Genomic DNA, 17,059 nt, shown 5'->3' with positions numbered 1-17,059 from the left:
TGGACATGAAGATCCTCATCAGCGCCGACATGGAGGGCGCCACCGGGGTCACCTGGCCCGCCGACGTCCTGCCCGGCACCCCCCAGTGGGAGCGCTGCCGGGCGATGTTCACCTCCGACGTCAACGCGGCCGTCCTCGGCTTCTTCGACGGCGGCGCGGACGAGGTCCTCATCAACGAGGCCCACTGGACGATGCGCAACCTCCTCCTCGAACGGCTCGACCCGCGCGCCCAGATGCTGACCGGCAGGCACAAGGCGCTCACCATGGTCGAGGGCGTCCAGCACGGCGACGTCGACGGCATCGCCTTCGTCGGCTACCACACGGGCGCCGGCACCGAGGGCGTCCTCGCCCACACGTACCTCGCCAACTCCATCACCGGCGTCTGGCTCAACGGCGTCCGCGCCGGCGAGGGGTACCTCAACGCGCACGTCGTCGCCGAGTACGGCGTCCCCGTCGTCCTCGTCACCGGCGACGACCTGACCTGCCGGGACGCGCTCGGCTACGCGCCCGAAGCGCGTATGGTCGCCGTGAAAGACCATGTGTCGCGGTACGCGGCGGTCTGCCGCACCCCCACGCGGACGGCCGCCGACATCCGCGCCGCGGCGAAGGACGCCACGCGTCTCGCCGTACGGTACGAACCGGTGCGCGGCGGCCCGTACACCGTGGAGCTGGAGTTCGACGCGGAGCACCTGGCCGCGGCCGCCACCGTCGTCCCGGGGGTGGTGGCCGGCGGCGAGCGCCGGGTCGCCTACACCAGCGGCACGATGTACGAGGCCATCCGCACCTTCAAGGCGGTCACCACGATCGTCTCGGCCGCAGTGGAGGAGCAGTATGGCTGACCGGATCCTTCAGGACCGGGAGCAGGAGCGGTACCCGTCGGACGGGCCGGCCTTCGCGGAGGTGGTGGACTTCACCTCCGACCTCATCCGGATCGACACGACCAACCGCGGCGGCGGCGACTGCCGGGAGCGGCCCGCCGCCGAGTACGTCGCCGAGCGGCTCGCCGACGCCGGCATCGAGCCCCTCCTGCTGGAACGCACCAGGGGCCGCACCAACGTCGTCGCCCGCATCGAGGGCACCGACCCGTCCGCCGACGCGCTGCTCGTCCACGGCCACCTCGACGTGGTCCCGGCCGAACCCGCCGACTGGACCGTGCACCCGTTCTCCGGCGAGGTCCGCGACGGCGTCGTGTGGGGCCGCGGCGCCGTCGACATGAAGAACATGGACGCGATGGTCCTCGCCGTCGTCCGCGACTGGGCGCGCCGCGGCGTCCGGCCGCGCCGCGACATCGTCCTCGCCTACACGGCCGACGAGGAGGCGAGCGCCGCGGACGGCGCCGGCTTCCTCGCCGACCGGCACGCCGACCTGTTCGAGGGCTGCACCGAGGGGATCGGCGAGTCCGGCGCGTACACCTTCCACGCCGGTCCCCGCATGCCCCTGTACCCGATCGGCGCGGGCGAGCGCGGCACGGCCTGGCTCAAGCTGACCGCGCAGGGCCGGGCCGGGCACGGCTCCAAGGTCAACCGGGAGAACGCCGTCACCCGGCTCGCCGCCGCCATCGCCCGGATCGGCGAGCACCGGTGGCCGGTCCGGCTCACCACCACCGTCCGGGCCGCGCTCACCGAACTGGCCGCGCTGCACGGCATCGACGCGCCCGACCTCGACGACCCGCACTTCGACGTCGACGCGCTCCTCGCCAGGCTCGGCCCGGCCGCCGCCCTCGTCGAGGCGACGCTGCGCAACAGCACCAACCCGACGATGCTCCACGCCGGTTACAAGGTGAACGTCATCCCCGGCTCCGCCAGCGCGCACGTCGACGGGCGGATCGTGCCGGGCGGCGAGGAGGAGTTCACCGCCGCCCTCGACGAGCTGACCGGCCCCGGGATCGACTGGGAGTTCCACCACAAGGAGGTCGCCCTGGAGGCGCCGGTCGACTCGCCGACGTACGCCACGCTGCGCGCCTCGATCGAGCGCTTCGACCCGGACGCGCGCGTCCTGCCGTTCTGCATGTCCGGCGGCACCGACGCCAAGCAGTTCGCCCGGCTGGGCATCGTCGGCTACGGATTCGCGCCGCTGAAGCTGCCCGTCGGCTTCGACTACCAGGCGCTGTTCCACGGCGTCGACGAGCGCGTCCCGGTCGACGCGCTGCACTTCGGCGTCCGCGTCCTCGACCACTGTCTCCAGAACGTCTAGCCCGCAGGGGGGAGCCGTCCATGATGCCCACGGGGCCCTACGGAACGTGGCCGTCACCGATCGACGCGCGCCTCGCCGCCGCGCACGACGGGCTGCCGGAGTACGTCGGCACGGTCGGCGACGAAGTGTGGTGGACCGCGCCGCGGCCCGCCGAGGGGGGCCGCCGCGCCCTGGTCCGCCGCACCACCGACGGCACCGAGGTCTCCGTCCTGCCGCCCCCGTGGAACGTCCGCAGCCGCGTCATCGAGTACGGCGGGCAGCCGTGGGCGGGCACGGCGAGGGACGGCGCCGGGCCGCTCGTCGTCTTCTGCCACTTCCCCGACCAGCGGCTGTACGCGTACGAACCGGACGGCGCCGCCCCGCCGCGCCCGCTCACCCCGGTCTCGGGGACCGGCGGCGGGCTGCGCTGGGCCGACCCGGTCCTCCACCCGGACGGCACCGAGGTGTGGTGCGTCCTGGAGGAGTACACCGGCGAGGGCCCCGGCGACGTGCGGCGCGTCATCGCCGCCGTACCGCTCGACGGGTCCGCGGCCGACGGCCGGGCCGCGATACGGGAACTGACCGACGACCGGCACCGGTTCGTCACCGGGCCCCGGCTCTCCCCGGACGGGCGCCGGGTCGCCTGGCTCGCCTGGGACCACCCGCTCATGCCGTGGGACGGCACGCTCGTGATGACCGGCGAGGTCGTCGACGGCGGCCCGTTCGCCTCCGTCGCGCCCGTCGCCGGGGCCGTCGACGAGTCGGTCTGCCAGGTCGACTGGGCACCCGACGGCTCCCTGCTGTACGCCTCCGACCGCGGCGGCTGGTGGGAGCCGTACCGGCTGGCCCCCGGCTCCACCGTGGCGACCGCGTTGTGCGCGGGCCGCGAGGAGGAGTTCGGCGGGCCGCTGTGGAAGGTCGGCCTGCGCTGGTTCCGGCCCCTCGACAGCGGGCTCGTCGCCGTCATCCACGGCCGGGGCTCCACCGCGCTGGGCATCCTCGACCCCGAGACCGGCGAACTCGTCGACGCGGTCGGGCCGTGGACCGAGTGGGCGCCCACGCTCGCCGTCCACGGCAGCCGCGTCATCGGCGTCGCCGCCGGTCCGCGCAGCGGCTACGAGGTGGTGGAGCTGGACACCGGCACCGGCCGCGCCCGCGTCATCGGCGCCCCCCACGAGGACCCGGTCGACCCCGGGTACTACCCCGAGTCCCGGCCGCGCACCTTCGCCGGGCCCGGCGGCCGGGAGGTCCACGCCCGCGTCCACCCGCCGCGCAACCCCGACGCGGCGGCCCCCGACGACGAACTGCCGCCGTACGTCGTGTGGGCGCACGGCGGGCCCACCGGCCGCACGCCCTCCGCCCTCGACCTGGAGGTCGCGTACTTCACCTCCCGCGGCATCGGCGTCGTCGAGGTCGACTACGGCGGCTCCACCGGCTACGGCCGCGCCTACCGCGAGCGGCTGCGCGAGCAGTGGGGCGTCGTCGACGTGGAGGACTGCGCCGCCGTCGCCGCCGCCCTCGCCGCCGAGGGCACCGCCGACCCGGCCCGGCTCGCCATCCGCGGCGGCAGCGCCGGCGGCTGGACCGCCGCCGCGTCGCTCGCCGCCACCGACGCGTACGCCTGCGCCACGATCCTCTACCCGGTCCTCGACCTGGGCCACTGGGGGACGGCGGGGGAGACCCACGACTTTGAATCGCACTACCTGGAGTCGCTCGTCGGGCCGCTCGCCGAGGTCCCCGGCCGGTACGAGGAGCGCTCCCCGCTCCACCACGTCGACCGGATCGACACCCCGTTCCTGCTGCTCCAGGGGACGGACGACCTGATCTGCCCGCCGGCGCAGAGCGAGCGGTTCCTGGCCCGGATGGCCGGGCGCGGCGTCCCGCACGCGTACCTCGCGTTCGAGGGCGAGGAGCACGGCTTCCGCCGCGCCGAGACGCTGGTGCGCGCCCTGGAGGCCGAACTGGCGCTGTACGCGTGGACCTTCGGGATCGCCCGCCCCGACGTGCCGCCGCTGGAGCTGAGGGGGTGACCCCGCCGCCCCGGGGCCGGGCCCTGACCCCGCTGACCCGGCCGCCGCGGCTGCGGCCGGGCGCGCGGGTCGCCGTCGTCGCGCCCAGCGGCCCGGTGGCCGAGGAGCGGCTGGCGGCCGGCCTGGACGTGCTGCGCGGCTGGGACCTCGACCCGGTCGCCCTGCCGCACGTCCTGGACCGCCACCCCACCGCCTCCTACCTGGCCGGGACCGACGAGGACCGGGCCCGCGACCTCCAGGACGCCTGGTGCGACCCGGACGTCGACGCGGTGATCGGCGTCCGCGGCGGGTACGGCGCCCAGCGCGTCGTCGACCTGCTCGACTGGGACGCCCTGCGGGCCGCCGGGCCGAAGGTGTTCGTCGGGTTCAGCGACGCGACGGCGCTCCACGAGGCGTTCGCGCTGCGGCTGGGGCTGGCCACGCTGCACGGGCCGATGGCGGGGGCGGCGCCCTTCCTCAAGGACGCCGCCACCCGGGAGGCCCTGCGGGCCGTGCTGCTGGACCCCGCCTCGGTGCGGGTGCTCGGCTCGGACGCGGCGCGGCCCCTGGTGCCGGGGCGGGCCCGGGGCGTCACCGCGGGCGGCTGCCTGAGCCTGCTCGCCGCCGGGATCGGCACGCCGGACGGGCGGGCGTCGCTGCGCGGCGCGCTGCTGCTCCTGGAGGACGTGGGGGAGGAGCCGTATCGGATCGACCGGATGCTGACCCAACTGCTGAGGGCCGGGCTGCTGGACGGCGTGGCGGGTGTCGCACTCGGCTCCTGGGAGGAGTGCGGGCCGTACGGGGCGGTGCGCGAGGTGCTGCGGGACCGGCTCGGCGGGCTCGGCGTGCCGGTCGTGGAGGAGCTGGGCTTCGGCCACGGCACGCCCGCGCTGACCGTCCCCCTCGGGGTGCCCGCCGTCCTCGACGCGGACGCCGGGACGCTCACGCTGGAGACGCCCGCCCTCCGCTGACCGCCGCGGAGGGCGGGCGCTCCCGCGGGCCGGGGTCAGCCGGCGGAGCGGAGCGCCGCGTAGCCGGGGCGGACGACCTCCTCGATGATCCGGCGGCGCTCCGGCAGCGGCAGGAACGCGGCTTCGACGGCGGCGACCGTGAACTCCTCGAAGACCTCCGGGCCGTAGCCGAAGGCGTCCGCCACGTGCTGGAACTCCTCGCTCATGGTGGTGCCGGACACGAGCCGGTTGTCCGTGTTCAGGGTGACGCGGAAGCCCAGGCGGCGCAGCCGGTCGACCGGGTGCGAGGCGTAGTCCTTCGCGGCGCCCGTCTGGAGGTTGGAGGTCGGGCAGACCTCCAAGGCGATGCGGTTGTCGCGGACGTACGCGGCGAGGTGGCCGAGCGTGCCGTCCTCGGCGATGTCGTCGGTGATCCGCACCCCGTGGCCGATCCGCTCGGCGCCGCACACCTGTACGGCCTCGTGGATCGACTCGACGCCGACCGCTTCGCCCGCGTGGATGGTGAAGTGGCAGTTGTGCCGCTTGAGGTGCTGGAAGGCGGGCAGGTGGCGGGAGGGCGGGTTGCCGACCTCCCCGCCCGCGATGTCGAAGCCGGCGACGCCGCGGTCGCGGTGCGCGACGGTCAGCCCGGCTATCTCCAGGGAGCGGTCCGTGTGGCGCATCCCGGTGAGCAGGGTGCGGACGACGATCCGGCCGCCCGTTCGGCGCTCGCCCTCGCGGAAGCCCTCGTTGACGGCCTCGACGACCTCGTCCAGCGACAGGCCGGCCGCCAGGTGCTGCTCGGGCGCGTAGCGCACCTCCGCGTAGACGACCCCGTCCGCCGCCAGGTCCTCGGCGCACTCGGCCGCGACCCGGAACAGCGCCTCGCGGGTCTGCATGACCGCGCACGTGTGGGCGAACGTCTCCAGGTACCGCTCCAGCGAGCCGGAGTCGGCGGCGTCCCGGAACCACACGGCCAGCTCGGCCGGGTCCTGGGTGGGCAGACCGGTGTAGTCGCACGCGCGGGCCAGCTCGATGATCGTGGCGGGGCGCAGACCGCCGTCCAGGTGGTCGTGGAGCACGGCCTTGGGGGCCCGGCGGATCCAGTCCGCGACGGAGACGGTCGAGGCGAGGTTGTCAGACAAGTGCATGACGGGAGTGTAGGGCACCCCGGCGGCGGGTGCCGTGACCCGCGCGACAGCCCCGGCCACCCGTCCGGCGGGCGCTCAGTTGGACTGGAGGACCGGCAGCGCGGGCGCGCCCGTGGGCAGCATGTGCTTGGCCGCCAGGACCGGGGTCTCCCCGACCCGCACCACCTGCGTGACCAGCACCGCGGGCGTGTCGGCGGGGCGGCCCAGCTGTTCCCCGCGCCGCTGGCCCAGCAGCGTCGCCGACACCGCGCTGTGCGCCCCGAGCGCCACCCCGCGCGACGCCCCGGCCAGCACGGCCAGCATCGAGGTGCGCTCCGGCGCCGCCGCCCCGCGCAGGGCCGCCGCGAACGCCGGGTGGACGCGCTCCAACACCTCGTCGGGGGCCGCCCACTCCTGGCTGAGCGCCGCCGCGGCGCCCTCCGCCGCCAGCAGCGACTCCCAGAACCGCAGCTCGGCCCGTACCGGGGCGAGCAGGTGCTGCGCGGTGAAGTCCGTCGGCTCCTCCACGGTCCGCAACAGCGCCCGTACGCGGGCGGGGGCGCCCGCGCCGAGCAGCTCCTCCAGCGGCTGGACGTGCTCGAAGCCGCGCCGGGGCGGCCGGTCGTTGACGGTGCGGCCCACGCCCCGGCGCACGGACAGCAGCCCGTCCTCCTGGAGCAGCAGCAGCGCCTCGCGCAGGGCGGGGCGGCTGACGCCCAGCTCGGCGGCGAGGCGCGGCTCGGAGGGCAGGGTGGAGCCGGGCGGGTACGTGCCGGCGTGGATCGCGTCGACGATCCGCTCGTACAGCACCACGACCGGGCGCCGCCGCTCCGTACCGACCACCGCTGTACCTCCCTGGCTCGCCCGCCGGCCGATCACCCGCACGGTATGCCGCCCGCCGCCCACCAGGCAATCCGTACTTGTCTGACAAGGTTGGCCCGGTGGTGATCGCGGCCTACGCTGGCCCGATGCTCGACCACGTCACCCCGCGCCCCCCGTACCTGACCGAAGGCCCGCGCGTGGGCCTGCGGCCCTTCCGGTACGAGGACGCCGACGAGTTCACCGCCCGGGCGCGGGAGAGCGAGGACCTGCACCGGCCCTGGCTCTTCCCGCCCGCCACCTCCGCCGCGTACACCGCGTACGCCCGCGCCCTCATCGAGGACCCGGTCCGCTGCGGCTACCTGGTCTGCGAGCGCGACGGCGGCGGCATCGCCGGGTTCGTCAACATCAACAACATCGTCCGGGCCTCGTTCCAGTGCGGCGCCCTCGGGTACGGCGCCTTCGCGCACGCCGCCGGGCGCGGCCTGATGAGCGAGGCCCTCGCGCTCGTCCTGCACCACGCCTTCGGCCCCCTCGGGCTGCACCGCCTGGAGGCCAACGTCCAGCCCGGCAACGCCAGTTCGCTGGCCCTCGTGCGCCGGGCCGGATTCCGCAAGGAGGGCTACTCCCCGGCGATGCTCCACGTCGACGGCGCGTGGCGCGACCACGAACGCTGGGCGATCACCGCCGAGATGCCCCTCCCGCCGGTCGGCGGCCCCGGCCGTTGACCTCCCCGGCGGCCCCGGCGGCCCCGGCGACCCTGGCGACCGCGCCCGGGTACGGTCCCCGGGGCCCGTACCCGGGCGCCTCCCGCGCGCCCCGCGCCTCCCGCGCGCCCGCCCGGTGCGCGGGCCGCGCCGGAGGCGGCCGGGTCTAGACGGCGCGACGGTCCGCGTACTCGAAGACGGAGCCGTCCGGGTGGACCGCGATCAGGTTCCGGCCCACCGGGGTGGGCACCGGGCCCGCCAGGACCTTCGCGCCCACCTCGGTCAGCGTCGCGTGCGCCGCGTCCACGTCCGCCACCGCGATCGTCGCCGTGACCTTGCGCAGCACCTCCAGCTCCGACTCGGGGCCGCTCATCAGCAGGAAGCAGCCGACCGCCGCGACGCGGACCCCGCCGCGCTCGAACCGCAGCGCCCGCGTCCCGGTGAGCCGTTCGTAGAACTCCGCCGCGGCGTCCAGGTCGTCGACGCAGACGCGCAGGGTGGTACCGAGGATCTCCATACCCGTCAGGGTAGTTGGGCCGGATCACACGCGGCAGAGGATCTCCCCGTGCGGCACGGTGAACCACCCGTCTTCGCTGCGCCCCCACTCCCGCCACCCCTCGGCGACGGCCGCCAGCCGCTCCGGCGTCGTGTGGCCGCCCTCCACCGCCAGCCGTGCGTACGCCGACTCCGTCGTGCGGTCCGCCCACAGCGCGCTCCACCAGGCGCGGTCCGGAGGCGTGGCGAAGCACCACACCGCGGCACTGGGCGTGATGTCGGTGAACCCCGCCCGCCGGGCCCACGACAGCAGCCTCCGCCCGGCGTCCGGCTCACCGCCGTTGGCCCGCGCCACCCGCCGGTACAGCCCCAGCCACTCCGTCAGCACCGGCACCTCGGGGAACCAGGTGAACCCCGCGTAGTCGCTGTCCCGCACGGCGACGACCCCGCCGGGGCGGCACACCCGCCGCATCTCGCGCAGCGCGCCGACCGGGTCGCCCACGTGCTGGAGCACCTGGTGGGCGTGGACCACGTCGAACGCGTCGTCGGGGAAGTCCAGCGCGTGCGCGTCCGCCACCGCGAACCGGACGTTGTCCAGCCCCCGTTCGACCGCCACGGCCCGCGCCTGCTCCAGCACGCCGGCGGACGCGTCCACCGCCGTCACCCGGCCCGGCGCGACCCGCGCGGCCAGGTCCGCCGTGATCGTGCCGGGGCCGCACCCCACGTCCAGCACGTCGAGGCCGGGGCGCACCTCGCCCAGCAGGTACGCCGCCGAGTTCTCCGCCGTACGCCACCGGTGCGAGCGCAGCACCGACTCGTGGTGCCCGTGCGTGTAAACAGCATCCTTCATGGCCCTGCTCCGTCTCCCTCGGGAACGCCAGGGCGGCAACGCTACGGCACGATGCCACATCGCGAGACGCGTTTCTCGCCATGCGGACAGTGGGTGCGGGGTTGTTAACCGCCCGGCCGCCCGGGTACCCGGCACCGCATGATGAAGAAGACCCCGCGGTCCCGGCAGCCGGTGCGGGCGGCCACCGCGGCGCTCGGGGGTGCCCTGCTGGCCGCGCTCGTCGCGGTGGTCCGCCGCCGCGCCGCCCGTGCCGCCGAGCGCCGCCCGCCGCACGCCCCGGAACGGGCGCCCGCCGCACCCGGCACGGAGCCGGGGCCCGCCGCCGAGCCGGTCGAGGTGCGCGTCGTCGCCCCCGGAGCGCCACCCGCCCCGGTCGTACCGCCCCCGCCGGCCGAGCCGCCCGGGCCGTCCACCGACCCGGAGGCACCGCACCACCGAGCCTGAACCGCAACCCATCCACGGGAGGCCCAGTGACCACCCAGCCGCGGCGCCGCCCGCGCGTCCTCATCGTCGGAGCCGGCTTCGCCGGCTACCAGACCGCCCGCGAACTCTCCCGCACGCTGCGCGGCCGTGCCGAGATCGTCCTGCTCAACCCCACGGACTACTTCCTCTACCTGCCGCTGCTGCCGCAGGTCGCCGCCGGCGTCCTCGAACCCCGCCGCGTCACCGTGTCCCTGCCCGGCACCCTCCGCCACGTGCGGCTCGTCCTCGGCGAGGCCGGACGCGTCGACCTGGAGGCGCGCAGGGTCCACTACACGGACCCGGAGGGCACGCCGGGCGAGCTCGGCTACGACCGGCTCGTCCTCGCCGTCGGCAGCGTCAGCAAGCTGCTCCCCATCCCGGGCGTCGCGGAACACGCCACCGGCTTCCGCGGCCTGCCCGAAGCGCTCTACCTGCGGGACCACGTCACCCGCCAGGTGGAGCTCGCGGCGTCCGCGGCGGACCCCGCCGAGTGCACCTCGCGCTGCACCTTCGTCGTGGTCGGCGCCGGCTACACCGGAACGGAGGTCGCCGCCCACGGCAAGATGTTCACCGACGCGCTCGTCCGCAAGCACCCCGCCTGGCCCGAGGGCGTACGGCCCCGCTGGATGCTCCTCGACGTCGCCGACCGCGTCCTGCCCGGACTCGACAAGCGGCTCTCCGACACGGCCGACCAGGTGCTCCGCTCGCGCGGCGTCGACGTCCGCATGGGCACCTCCGTCAAGGAGTCCACGCCCGACGGCGTCCTGCTGGACAGCGGCGAGTTCGTCGAGACGCGCTCCCTGATCTGGTGCGTCGGCGTGCGCCCCGACCCGCTCGTCTCCCAGCTCGGGCTGCCCGTCGAACGCGGCCGGCTCGTCGTCACGCCGCAGTTGGAGGTGCCGGGGCGACCGGGCGTCTTCGCGTGCGGCGACGCCGCCGCCGTACCGGACCTGCACCGGCCCGGCGAGTTCACCCCCATGACGGCGCAGCACGCGTCCCGGCAGGGCAAGGTGGCCGCCCGCAACGTCGCCGCCTCCCTCGGCGTCGGCGACCCCGTTCCGTACCGGCACAGCGACATGGGCTTCGCCGTCGACCTGGGCGGGGTCAAGGCCGCCGCCAACCCCCTCGGCGTGCCCCTCTCGGGGATCGTCGCCGGGGCCGTCACCCGCGGCTACCACCTGGCCGCCATGCCGGGCAACCGGGTCAGGGTGGCCGCCGACTGGCTGCTCGACGCGGCGCTGCCCCGCCAGGCGGTGCAGCTCGGCCTGGTCCGCTCCTGGCAGGTCCCCCTCGACACGGCCTCGCCCGAACTGGCCAAGACCGGCTCCCGACCCCGCGAGGAGTGACATGGAACTCGAAGAACTCACCGAACTCGCCCAGCAGTTGCGCGCCGACGCGGTACGCGCGTCGGACGCGGCGGGCTCCGGCCACCCCACCTCCTCCATGTCGGCCGCCGACATCGCGGCCGTCCTGCTCGCGCACCACCTGCGCTACGACTTCGACCGCCCCGACCACCCCTCCAACGACCGGCTCGTCCTCTCCAAGGGCCACGCCTCGCCCCTGCTGTACGCCCTGTACCGGGCCGCGGGCGCCATCGACGAGGACGAGCTCCTGACCTACCGCACCCTCGGCAGCCGCCTGGAGGGCCACCCCACGCCCCGGCTGCCCTGGGTGGACGTGGCGACCGGCTCCCTGGGCCAGGGCCTGCCCGTCGCCGTCGGCATGGCCCTCGCCGGGCAACGCCTCGACCGGCTCCCGTACCGCGTGTACGTCCTGTCCGGCGACAGCGAGATGGCGGAGGGCTCGGTCTGGGAGGCCGTCGAGCACGCCGCGTACAACCACCTCGACAACCTCACCCTCGTCGTGGACGTCAACCGGCTGGGCCAGCGCGGCCCCACCCGCCACGAACACGACCTGGACGCCTACGCGCGCCGCCTCCACGCCTTCGGCTGGCACGTCGTCGAGGTCGACGGTCACGACGTGCGGGCCGTCGACGCGGCCTTCGCGGAGGCCCGCTCCACCACCCGGCAGCCCACCGCGATCCTCGCCCGCACCCACAAGGGCCGCGGCGTCGAGGCCGTCGAGGACCGCGAGGGCCTGCACGGCAAGCCCCTGCCGGACGCCGGGACGGCGATCGCCGAACTCGGCGGCGTACGCAACATCCGCGTCCGGGTGCAGGCCCCGCCGGACGGCGAGCCGCCGGCCGTCCCGCGGGACACCGAGCCCGAGCTGCCCCGGTTCGACACGGGCGACGAGGTCGCCACCCGCACCGCGTACGGGCACGCGCTCGAAGCGGTCGGCTCGGCCCGCGGCCGGGTCGTCGCCCTCGACGCGGAGGTGAGCGACTCGACGCGGACGGAGTTCTTCGCCAAGGCCCACCCCGACCGGTACTTCGAGTGCTACATCGCCGAACAGCAACTGGTCGCCGCCGCGGTCGGACTGGCCGCGCGCGGCTACGTGCCGTACGCGTCGACGTTCGCCGCCTTCCTCACCCGGGCCCACGACTTCATCCGCATGGCCGCCGTCAGCCGCGCCGGCATCAACCTCGTCGGCTCGCACGCCGGCGTCGCCATCGGCCCGGACGGCCCGTCCCAGATGGGCCTGGAGGACCTGGCGATGCTCCGGTCGGTCCACGGCAGCACCGTCCTCTACCCGTGCGACGCCAACCAGACGGCCCGCCTCGTCGCCGCCATGGCCGACCTCGACGGCATCCGCTACCTGCGCACCACGCGCGGCGACCTGCCCGTCCTGTACGGGCCCGACGAGGAGTTCCCGGTCGGCGGCAGCAAGGTGCTGCGCCGCCACGACGGGGACAAGGCCACGATCGTCGCGGCCGGCGTCACGGTCCACGAGGCCCTCAAGGCCGCCGACGTGCTGGAGCGCGACGGCATCCCCGTCCGCGTCGTCGACCTGTACTCGGTCAAGCCCGTCGACGCCGACACGCTCAACGAGGCCGCCGCGCAGACCGGGTGCCTGCTGACCGTCGAGGACCACCACCCGGAGGGCGGCCTGGGCGACGCCGTCGCCGAGGTCTTCTCGGACGGCCGCCCCGCGCCCCGGATGGCCCGGCTGGCCGTGCGGAACATGCCCACCTCGGCCTCCCCGCAGGAACAGCTGCACGCGGCGGGCATCGACGCCGAGTCCATCGCCGCCGCGGTGAAGCTCCTCGTCGAGCGGGTGGTCGCCTGAGCCGCGCGGCGGCGGAAGGCGCGGAGAACGGCGAAAGGGGGCGCCGGCGGCACGAGGCCGCCGGCGCCCTCCCGCGTCTCCCCCTCCCTACCACCTGTACCAGCGGGACCGCCCGCCGCCCGCCGCCGTCCCCCGCATGAAGAAGCCGAGGAGCCAGACGACGAGGACCGCCAGCGCGACCCACCACAGGACCTTCCAGGCGAACCCGACGCCGAACAGAAGGACCGCCAGCAACAGAACCAGCAGAACGGGAACCATGATGCACCTCCGCACCCCGGATGCCCCGCGACCGCCCCCGTACACGGCGGAGGCGCCCGTCCGCGAGGAGGGTCGACGGGCGCCCCTGTCCTGTGCCCCGCTCCCGGCCGCCGGTGACGGCGGCCGGGCGGCCGGCTCACATGGTGGCCGCCTCGGTCTCCTTCTCGTCGTACGGCCAGCGCAGCAGCGCGCCGAGTCCGCCGACCGGCAGGTCGTCGTCGATCTCCGGCCGTACGCGCAGCACGTCCGCGCCGGTCGCCAGTGCCGACCGCAGCAGCGCGTCGTCCGCCCGCGCGGGCAGCGGCTCGGTGTCGCCCAGGTACTGCGTCTCCGTACGCCGCACCGCGACCTGGTCCGGCCGGGCGCCCACCCACACCTGGCGGTGCGCGTCGGGCCCCTCGGGGCGGATCAGCAGCTCCGCGATCCGGTGCTCGCGCGCCGCCTGGACCAGCGCGGGCACCCCCTCGGCCGCGCTCGCCCCGGCCGCGCTCGCGCCTTCGGGGGCGCGGGCCGCTCGGAACCGGTCCAGCTCCGCCTCGGCGGTACGCCGCAAGAACGCCTCCTTGGCGGCCCGCACGTCCTCGTCGAGCCGCTCCCGCCCCGCGCCGGCGGCCCGGCCGCCGTGCTCGCTCTCGACCACGTCCGCCGTCAGGGCGGCGGGCAGCCGCTCGTGCACCGAGCGCCGCTCGCGCACGTCGCCCGCCAGGACGACCACGTCGACGCCGAGCTCCGGCACGGAATCCGCGATCGCGTCGGCGATCTTCTGGGCGTTCTCCTCCCAGGTGTTCTCCACGCTGAGCTGGAAGTGGCGTTCGGACCAGGTGTTGCTCGACGTGCGGCGCACCGGCCAGTCCCGACCCTGCACCTGCCCGGCCGGCATCGCCCCGATGGGGCTGCGCAGCTCCAGGTCGGCGCCGATCCGGTCGATGTACGCGACCAGGCACACGGGCTCCTGCGCCGCCAGGTCCAGCAGCGGCCCGAGCCGGGGGAGCGCCGACCAGAACACCTGGGTGGGCGCGAGCGGCCGTACGGCCAGCGGCGGGTCCAGGACGACCTCGCCGTGCGTGGCGAACACCGCGCGCCCGGCCTCCCCCGCGGGGCGCGGCCATTCGGCCAGCACCTCGTGGACGGCCCGCACGGTCGCCTCGTCGCAGCCCTGGGCGGCGAGTTCCTCGCAGGCGTTGCGCGCCATGAGCTCCTGCCGCCACTGGGCGGACTCGTCCATCCGCGACGTATCGAGGTACACGCTGGCCCAGGGGCCCGGACGGTCGTAGAGACTGGTCAGAAAGGCGAGTTGCATGGCTCCCTCCCAGAGGCCGGAATGTCCGTTTCGGGCGAGTACCCGTGCGTTCGGACGCCACACGGGCGTGCTGCTGTCGCGTGGACCGGCGTCCCCGCACAGAGTGGAAGCCCGACACACGCGGAGGTGACCCATGTCCGGCAGCCCGCTCCTCGACCGGCACGCGCAGGCGCTCGACCTGTTCTCGTCGCGCGTCCACGCGATCCGGGGGGACCAGTGGGACGCGCCCACACCGTGCAGCGAGTGGTCCGTCCGCGACCTGGTCAACCACCTGACCGGCGAGCAACTGTGGGTCGTCGACCTGGTGCGCGACGGGCGGACCGTCGCGGAGGTCGGCGACACGTACGACGGGGACGTCCTCGGCGACGACCCGGTCGGCGCGTGGGACCGCGCCGCGGCGGGGGCACGGGACGCCTTCCGCGAGGAGGGCGCCCTGGACCGCACGGTGAACCTGTCGTCCGGCGACACGGCGGCCACCGCCTACTGCTCCCAGATGACGGCGGACGCGGTGGTCCACGCCTGGGACCTGTCGCGGGCGATCGGCGCCGACGAGCGGATCCCGCTGCCGCTGGTGGACTTCGCCCTCCAGGAGTTCTCCCCGTACGCCGACTCCCTGCCCTCCTCGGGGCTCTTCGCCGACCCGGTGCCGGCGGCGTCCGGCGCCGACGCGCAGACGAAGCTCCTGAACATGCTGGGCCGCCGCCCCTGAGACGGGGACGGCGGCGGTGCGGGGCCGCGCGCCGCTCCGGCCGGATCCGGTCCGGTCCGGAAAACGCGGCGCGCGGCCACGAGCGGTCAGGCGGCCTTGTGGAACTCCTCGACCAGCGTCGAGCAGAACGCCGGCAGGTCGTCCGGCTTGCGGCTGGTGACCAGGGTGCCGGCCCCGTCGCCGGAGACGACGACCTCCTCGTCGACCCACTCGCCGCCCGCGTTGCGGACGTCCGTCTTCAGGCTCGGCCACGACGTGAGCCGCCGCCCGCGCAGGACGTCCGCCTCGACGAGGGTCCACGGCCCGTGACAGATCGACGCGACCGGCTTGCCGGCCTCGAAGAAGCCGCGGACGAAGGCGACGGCCTTCTCGTCCATGCGGAGCGCGTCGGGGTTGGCGACGCCGCCCGGCAGGACCAGCGCGTCGTACTCGTCCGGTGACACCTCGTCGACCGTCCGGTCGACGGGGAACGTGTCGGCCTTGTCCAGGTGGTTGAAGGCCTGGATCTCCCCGGGCTCCGTCGAGACGAGCTCGGGGGAGTCCCCGGCGTCGGTCACCGCCTGCCACGGCTCGGTGAACTCGACCTGTTCGACGCCCTCGGGCGCGATGAGAAACGCGATGCGCACGATGAGCTCCCCTTCCTCATGTTCCTCATGCGGTGTCGGTGTTCGGTTCCGCCCTGCTGATGTCCGCGAGGACCGACCCCGGGTCCTGCGAGATCGCCAGGTCCCCGAGGCTGACCACGCCGAGCGGCCGGCCGTCCTCGACCACCGGCAGCCGCCGCACGGCGTGCCGCCGCATCAGCCGCACGGCGGTCGCGACCTCGTCGTCCGGCCCCACGCACACGGGGTCCGGGGTGCACACGGTCTCGGCGTTCACGGTCAGCGGGTCGGCGCCCTCGGCGACCGCCCGTACGGTGATGTCCCGGTCCGTCACCACCCCGACGAGCAGGTCCCCGTCGGCGACGAGCACGTCGCCGATGTCCTGCGCCCGCATCAGCTGGGCCGCCTCGACCAGCGAGGCGTCGGGGCGGACGGCGGCGACGCCCGCCGTCATGACCTCTCTCACGAGCTGTGCCACGGCTGCCGTCACTCCCTCCGTCGCCCCTCGCCGTCACCTGCGGTGCAGGGCGACTGCCACGTCCTGCACGCTGCGGTACGTGCGGTCACCGGGAAGGTCCTCCACACGTTCCGTGAGCGGATCGGGGGCGTGCCGCTCCCGCAGGACGCGCAACAGGTCCCCCCGGTGCGCCGGGAACGGGGTGCGGGCCAGGTGCCGGGCCAGTTCCAGGCGCAGCGCCTCGAACGTGTCGCCCGGTACGCGCCCGTAGGCCAGCTCCGGGTCGTCGTCAGCCACCGGTTCGGGGTCGTGCCACTCCTCCGTCCGGGTGGAATGGCCGGACCGGAGCAGCCCTTCGAGCTGGTGCTTCATCGCGTCGTCCTGACGCCGGCTGAGCCGGTCGCTGCCTCGCTGCATGGCGCCCTCCCAGGTGCCGCGTGTGTCGGTCGCCGGGCGGGTACCCGACGCGGCCGAGGCAAACCCCGGCGTACGCCGCCCGCCGGTTTGGGCACGAGGGGCGGGGGGACTCGCCGCTGCGGCCGACTGGGCCCGGACGGAGGGACGGGGCGATGGACGTGATGGCCGTACTGATCGCCTTGCTGCTGCCGCCCGCGCTGCTCGCGGTGGTCATGGCGATGTCGGGCTACGAGGACCTGGTCCTGCCCGCCGACCCCGCCGACCCGGCGGGCGAGGTGAAGGGGAGCACGGCCGTCGAAGCGGCCGTCGAAGCGGCCGTCGAAGGGGGAGAGGCGCCCCTGGCGTGAGGCCCGGCGGGCGGGGCGGAGGGGCACGGCCGCCGCCCGGGGAGCCAGAGGATCCCCCCGGAGCCGGAGCCAGAGCCGGAGCCGGAGCCGGGCTCCGGAAAGGCCCCCTTCACCCGAACGGAGTAACGCCGTGCCCTGCGGCGCCCACCGCGCGGCGCCCGCCCGCCGCGTTCCGGGCCGGCGTGC

The 17,059-nt window shown here is 75.5% G+C and carries 19 protein-coding genes; 10 read left to right on the top strand and 9 right to left on the bottom strand.

The window, feature by feature from the left end:
• The first annotated feature begins 5 nt into the window (after window positions 1–5).
• The 4 genes from AC07D6_RS12835 to AC07D6_RS12820 are packed head-to-tail and all read left to right on the top strand — an operon-like array spanning window position 6 to window position 5,152.
• On the top strand, window positions 6–839 hold the full coding sequence (locus AC07D6_RS12835; protein ID WP_315877766.1) for a M55 family metallopeptidase: 834 nt from the start codon (window positions 6–8) through the stop codon (window positions 837–839).
• On the top strand, window positions 832–2,193 hold the full coding sequence (locus AC07D6_RS12830; protein ID WP_479043822.1) for a M20/M25/M40 family metallo-hydrolase: 1,362 nt from the start codon (window positions 832–834) through the stop codon (window positions 2,191–2,193). The genes AC07D6_RS12835 and AC07D6_RS12830 overlap by 8 nt, the downstream gene beginning before the upstream one ends.
• A 20-nt stretch (window positions 2,194–2,213) precedes the next feature.
• A complete protein-coding gene (locus AC07D6_RS12825; protein ID WP_479043819.1) occupies window positions 2,214–4,202 on the top strand; it encodes a S9 family peptidase in 1,989 nt (662 codons plus the stop codon).
• A complete protein-coding gene (locus AC07D6_RS12820) occupies window positions 4,199–5,152 on the top strand; it encodes a S66 peptidase family protein (protein ID WP_315877763.1) in 954 nt (317 codons plus the stop codon). Before AC07D6_RS12825 ends, AC07D6_RS12820 begins: the two co-directional genes overlap by 4 nt.
• Window positions 5,153–5,187: 35 nt before the next feature.
• Here AC07D6_RS12820 and AC07D6_RS12815 read toward each other — a convergent pair whose 3' ends face one another.
• Window positions 5,188–6,282: an adenosine deaminase gene (locus tag AC07D6_RS12815; protein WP_479043817.1), complete on the bottom strand. Its 1,095-nt coding sequence runs from the start codon at window positions 6,280–6,282 to the stop codon at window positions 5,188–5,190.
• A gap of 75 nt (window positions 6,283–6,357) precedes the next feature.
• Window positions 6,358–7,104 carry a GntR family transcriptional regulator gene (locus tag AC07D6_RS12810; RefSeq protein ID WP_479043815.1) on the bottom strand — a complete coding sequence of 249 codons (747 nt, stop codon included), beginning with the start codon at window positions 7,102–7,104 and terminating at the stop codon, window positions 6,358–6,360.
• Between the two features lie 125 nt (window positions 7,105–7,229).
• On the opposite strand from AC07D6_RS12810, the gene AC07D6_RS12805 reads away from it, so the two are divergent.
• Entirely contained in the window at window positions 7,230–7,808 is a 579-nt protein-coding gene (locus AC07D6_RS12805) for a GNAT family N-acetyltransferase (RefSeq protein WP_479043812.1), read from the top strand.
• 145 nt (window positions 7,809–7,953) lie between these two features.
• On the opposite strand, the gene AC07D6_RS12800 is transcribed toward AC07D6_RS12805, so the two are convergent.
• Together AC07D6_RS12800 and AC07D6_RS12795 are read right to left on the bottom strand one after the other, a co-directional pair.
• Complete coding sequence (locus AC07D6_RS12800) at window positions 7,954–8,304, bottom strand: VOC family protein (protein WP_315877759.1); 351 nt, start codon at window positions 8,302–8,304, stop codon at window positions 7,954–7,956.
• A gap of 24 nt (window positions 8,305–8,328) precedes the next feature.
• Window positions 8,329–9,132: a methyltransferase domain-containing protein gene (locus tag AC07D6_RS12795; RefSeq protein ID WP_479043808.1), complete on the bottom strand. Its 804-nt coding sequence runs from the start codon at window positions 9,130–9,132 to the stop codon at window positions 8,329–8,331.
• A 138-nt stretch (window positions 9,133–9,270) separates the two neighbouring features.
• On the opposite strand from AC07D6_RS12795, the gene AC07D6_RS12790 reads away from it, so the two are divergent.
• From AC07D6_RS12790 to AC07D6_RS12780, 3 genes are read left to right on the top strand one after another with little or no spacing between them, the layout of a single operon-like run.
• Window positions 9,271–9,576: a hypothetical protein gene (locus AC07D6_RS12790; protein WP_315877757.1), complete on the top strand. Its 306-nt coding sequence runs from the start codon at window positions 9,271–9,273 to the stop codon at window positions 9,574–9,576.
• A gap of 26 nt (window positions 9,577–9,602) precedes the next feature.
• Window positions 9,603–10,940 (top strand): NAD(P)/FAD-dependent oxidoreductase, encoded by a 1,338-nt coding sequence (locus tag AC07D6_RS12785; RefSeq protein WP_315877756.1) that lies wholly within the window; start codon window positions 9,603–9,605, stop codon window positions 10,938–10,940.
• A gap of 1 nt (window position 10,941) precedes the next feature.
• Window positions 10,942–12,783 carry a transketolase gene (locus tag AC07D6_RS12780; protein ID WP_479043805.1) on the top strand — a complete coding sequence of 614 codons (1,842 nt, stop codon included), beginning with the start codon at window positions 10,942–10,944 and terminating at the stop codon, window positions 12,781–12,783.
• Window positions 12,784–12,870: 87 nt separating this feature from the next.
• On the opposite strand, the gene AC07D6_RS12775 is transcribed toward AC07D6_RS12780, so the two are convergent.
• Together AC07D6_RS12775 and AC07D6_RS12770 are read right to left on the bottom strand one after the other, a co-directional pair.
• A complete protein-coding gene (locus tag AC07D6_RS12775; protein ID WP_479043802.1) occupies window positions 12,871–13,041 on the bottom strand; it encodes a hydrophobic protein in 171 nt (56 codons plus the stop codon).
• Window positions 13,042–13,177: 136 nt separating this feature from the next.
• Complete coding sequence (locus AC07D6_RS12770; RefSeq protein WP_479043799.1) at window positions 13,178–14,341, bottom strand: baeRF2 domain-containing protein; 1,164 nt, start codon at window positions 14,339–14,341, stop codon at window positions 13,178–13,180.
• 133 nt (window positions 14,342–14,474) lie between these two features.
• Here AC07D6_RS12770 and AC07D6_RS12765 point away from each other — a divergent pair, with 133 nt between their 5' ends.
• A complete protein-coding gene (locus AC07D6_RS12765; protein WP_479043796.1) occupies window positions 14,475–15,050 on the top strand; it encodes a TIGR03086 family metal-binding protein in 576 nt (191 codons plus the stop codon).
• Window positions 15,051–15,136: 86 nt separating this feature from the next.
• Here AC07D6_RS12765 and AC07D6_RS12760 read toward each other — a convergent pair whose 3' ends face one another.
• Genes AC07D6_RS12760 through AC07D6_RS12750 form a run of 3 tightly spaced genes read right to left on the bottom strand, consistent with a single transcriptional unit; the run spans window position 15,137 to window position 16,526 of the window.
• A complete protein-coding gene (locus AC07D6_RS12760; RefSeq protein WP_315877751.1) occupies window positions 15,137–15,676 on the bottom strand; it encodes a type 1 glutamine amidotransferase domain-containing protein in 540 nt (179 codons plus the stop codon).
• 25 nt (window positions 15,677–15,701) lie between these two features.
• Window positions 15,702–16,130: a CBS domain-containing protein gene (locus AC07D6_RS12755; RefSeq protein WP_315877750.1), complete on the bottom strand. Its 429-nt coding sequence runs from the start codon at window positions 16,128–16,130 to the stop codon at window positions 15,702–15,704.
• A 33-nt stretch (window positions 16,131–16,163) separates the two neighbouring features.
• A complete protein-coding gene (locus tag AC07D6_RS12750; RefSeq protein WP_315877749.1) occupies window positions 16,164–16,526 on the bottom strand; it encodes a DUF2795 domain-containing protein in 363 nt (120 codons plus the stop codon).
• 152 nt (window positions 16,527–16,678) lie between these two features.
• Between AC07D6_RS12750 and AC07D6_RS12745 the strand changes: the two genes are divergently transcribed.
• Window positions 16,679–16,873, top strand: coding sequence for a hypothetical protein (locus AC07D6_RS12745; protein ID WP_479043792.1), 195 nt, complete (start codon window positions 16,679–16,681; stop codon window positions 16,871–16,873).
• The last annotated feature ends 186 nt before the right edge of the window (window positions 16,874–17,059 follow it).

The sequence above is a fragment of the Streptomyces sp. NPDC045287 genome (assembly GCF_056432325.1).
Note: the sequence above shows the minus strand (reverse complement) of the source record. Positions and strands in the feature narration are given on the sequence as shown.

Bases quoted from the DNA above. Each gene is read 5' to 3' on its own strand.
- AC07D6_RS12795 (WP_479043808.1), bottom strand. From the start codon at position 9,132: ATGAAGGATGCTGTTTACACGCACGGGCACCACGAGTCGGTGCTGCGC.
- AC07D6_RS12775 (WP_479043802.1), bottom strand. From the start codon at position 13,041: ATGGTTCCCGTTCTGCTGGTTCTGTTGCTGGCGGTCCTTCTGTTCGGC.
- AC07D6_RS12765 (WP_479043796.1), top strand. From the start codon at position 14,475: ATGTCCGGCAGCCCGCTCCTCGACCGGCACGCGCAGGCGCTCGACCTG.
- AC07D6_RS12805 (WP_479043812.1), top strand. From the start codon at position 7,230: ATGCTCGACCACGTCACCCCGCGCCCCCCGTACCTGACCGAAGGCCCG.
- AC07D6_RS12830 (WP_479043822.1), top strand. From the start codon at position 832: ATGGCTGACCGGATCCTTCAGGACCGGGAGCAGGAGCGGTACCCGTCG.
- AC07D6_RS12745 (WP_479043792.1), top strand. From the start codon at position 16,679: ATGGACGTGATGGCCGTACTGATCGCCTTGCTGCTGCCGCCCGCGCTG.
- AC07D6_RS12780 (WP_479043805.1), top strand. From the start codon at position 10,942: ATGGAACTCGAAGAACTCACCGAACTCGCCCAGCAGTTGCGCGCCGAC.
- AC07D6_RS12770 (WP_479043799.1), bottom strand. From the start codon at position 14,341: ATGCAACTCGCCTTTCTGACCAGTCTCTACGACCGTCCGGGCCCCTGG.
- AC07D6_RS12835 (WP_315877766.1), top strand. From the start codon at position 6: ATGAAGATCCTCATCAGCGCCGACATGGAGGGCGCCACCGGGGTCACC.
- AC07D6_RS12815 (WP_479043817.1), bottom strand. From the start codon at position 6,282: ATGCACTTGTCTGACAACCTCGCCTCGACCGTCTCCGTCGCGGACTGG.
- AC07D6_RS12790 (WP_315877757.1), top strand. From the start codon at position 9,271: ATGATGAAGAAGACCCCGCGGTCCCGGCAGCCGGTGCGGGCGGCCACC.
- AC07D6_RS12800 (WP_315877759.1), bottom strand. From the start codon at position 8,304: ATGGAGATCCTCGGTACCACCCTGCGCGTCTGCGTCGACGACCTGGAC.
- AC07D6_RS12825 (WP_479043819.1), top strand. From the start codon at position 2,214: ATGATGCCCACGGGGCCCTACGGAACGTGGCCGTCACCGATCGACGCG.
- AC07D6_RS12750 (WP_315877749.1), bottom strand. From the start codon at position 16,526: ATGCAGCGAGGCAGCGACCGGCTCAGCCGGCGTCAGGACGACGCGATG.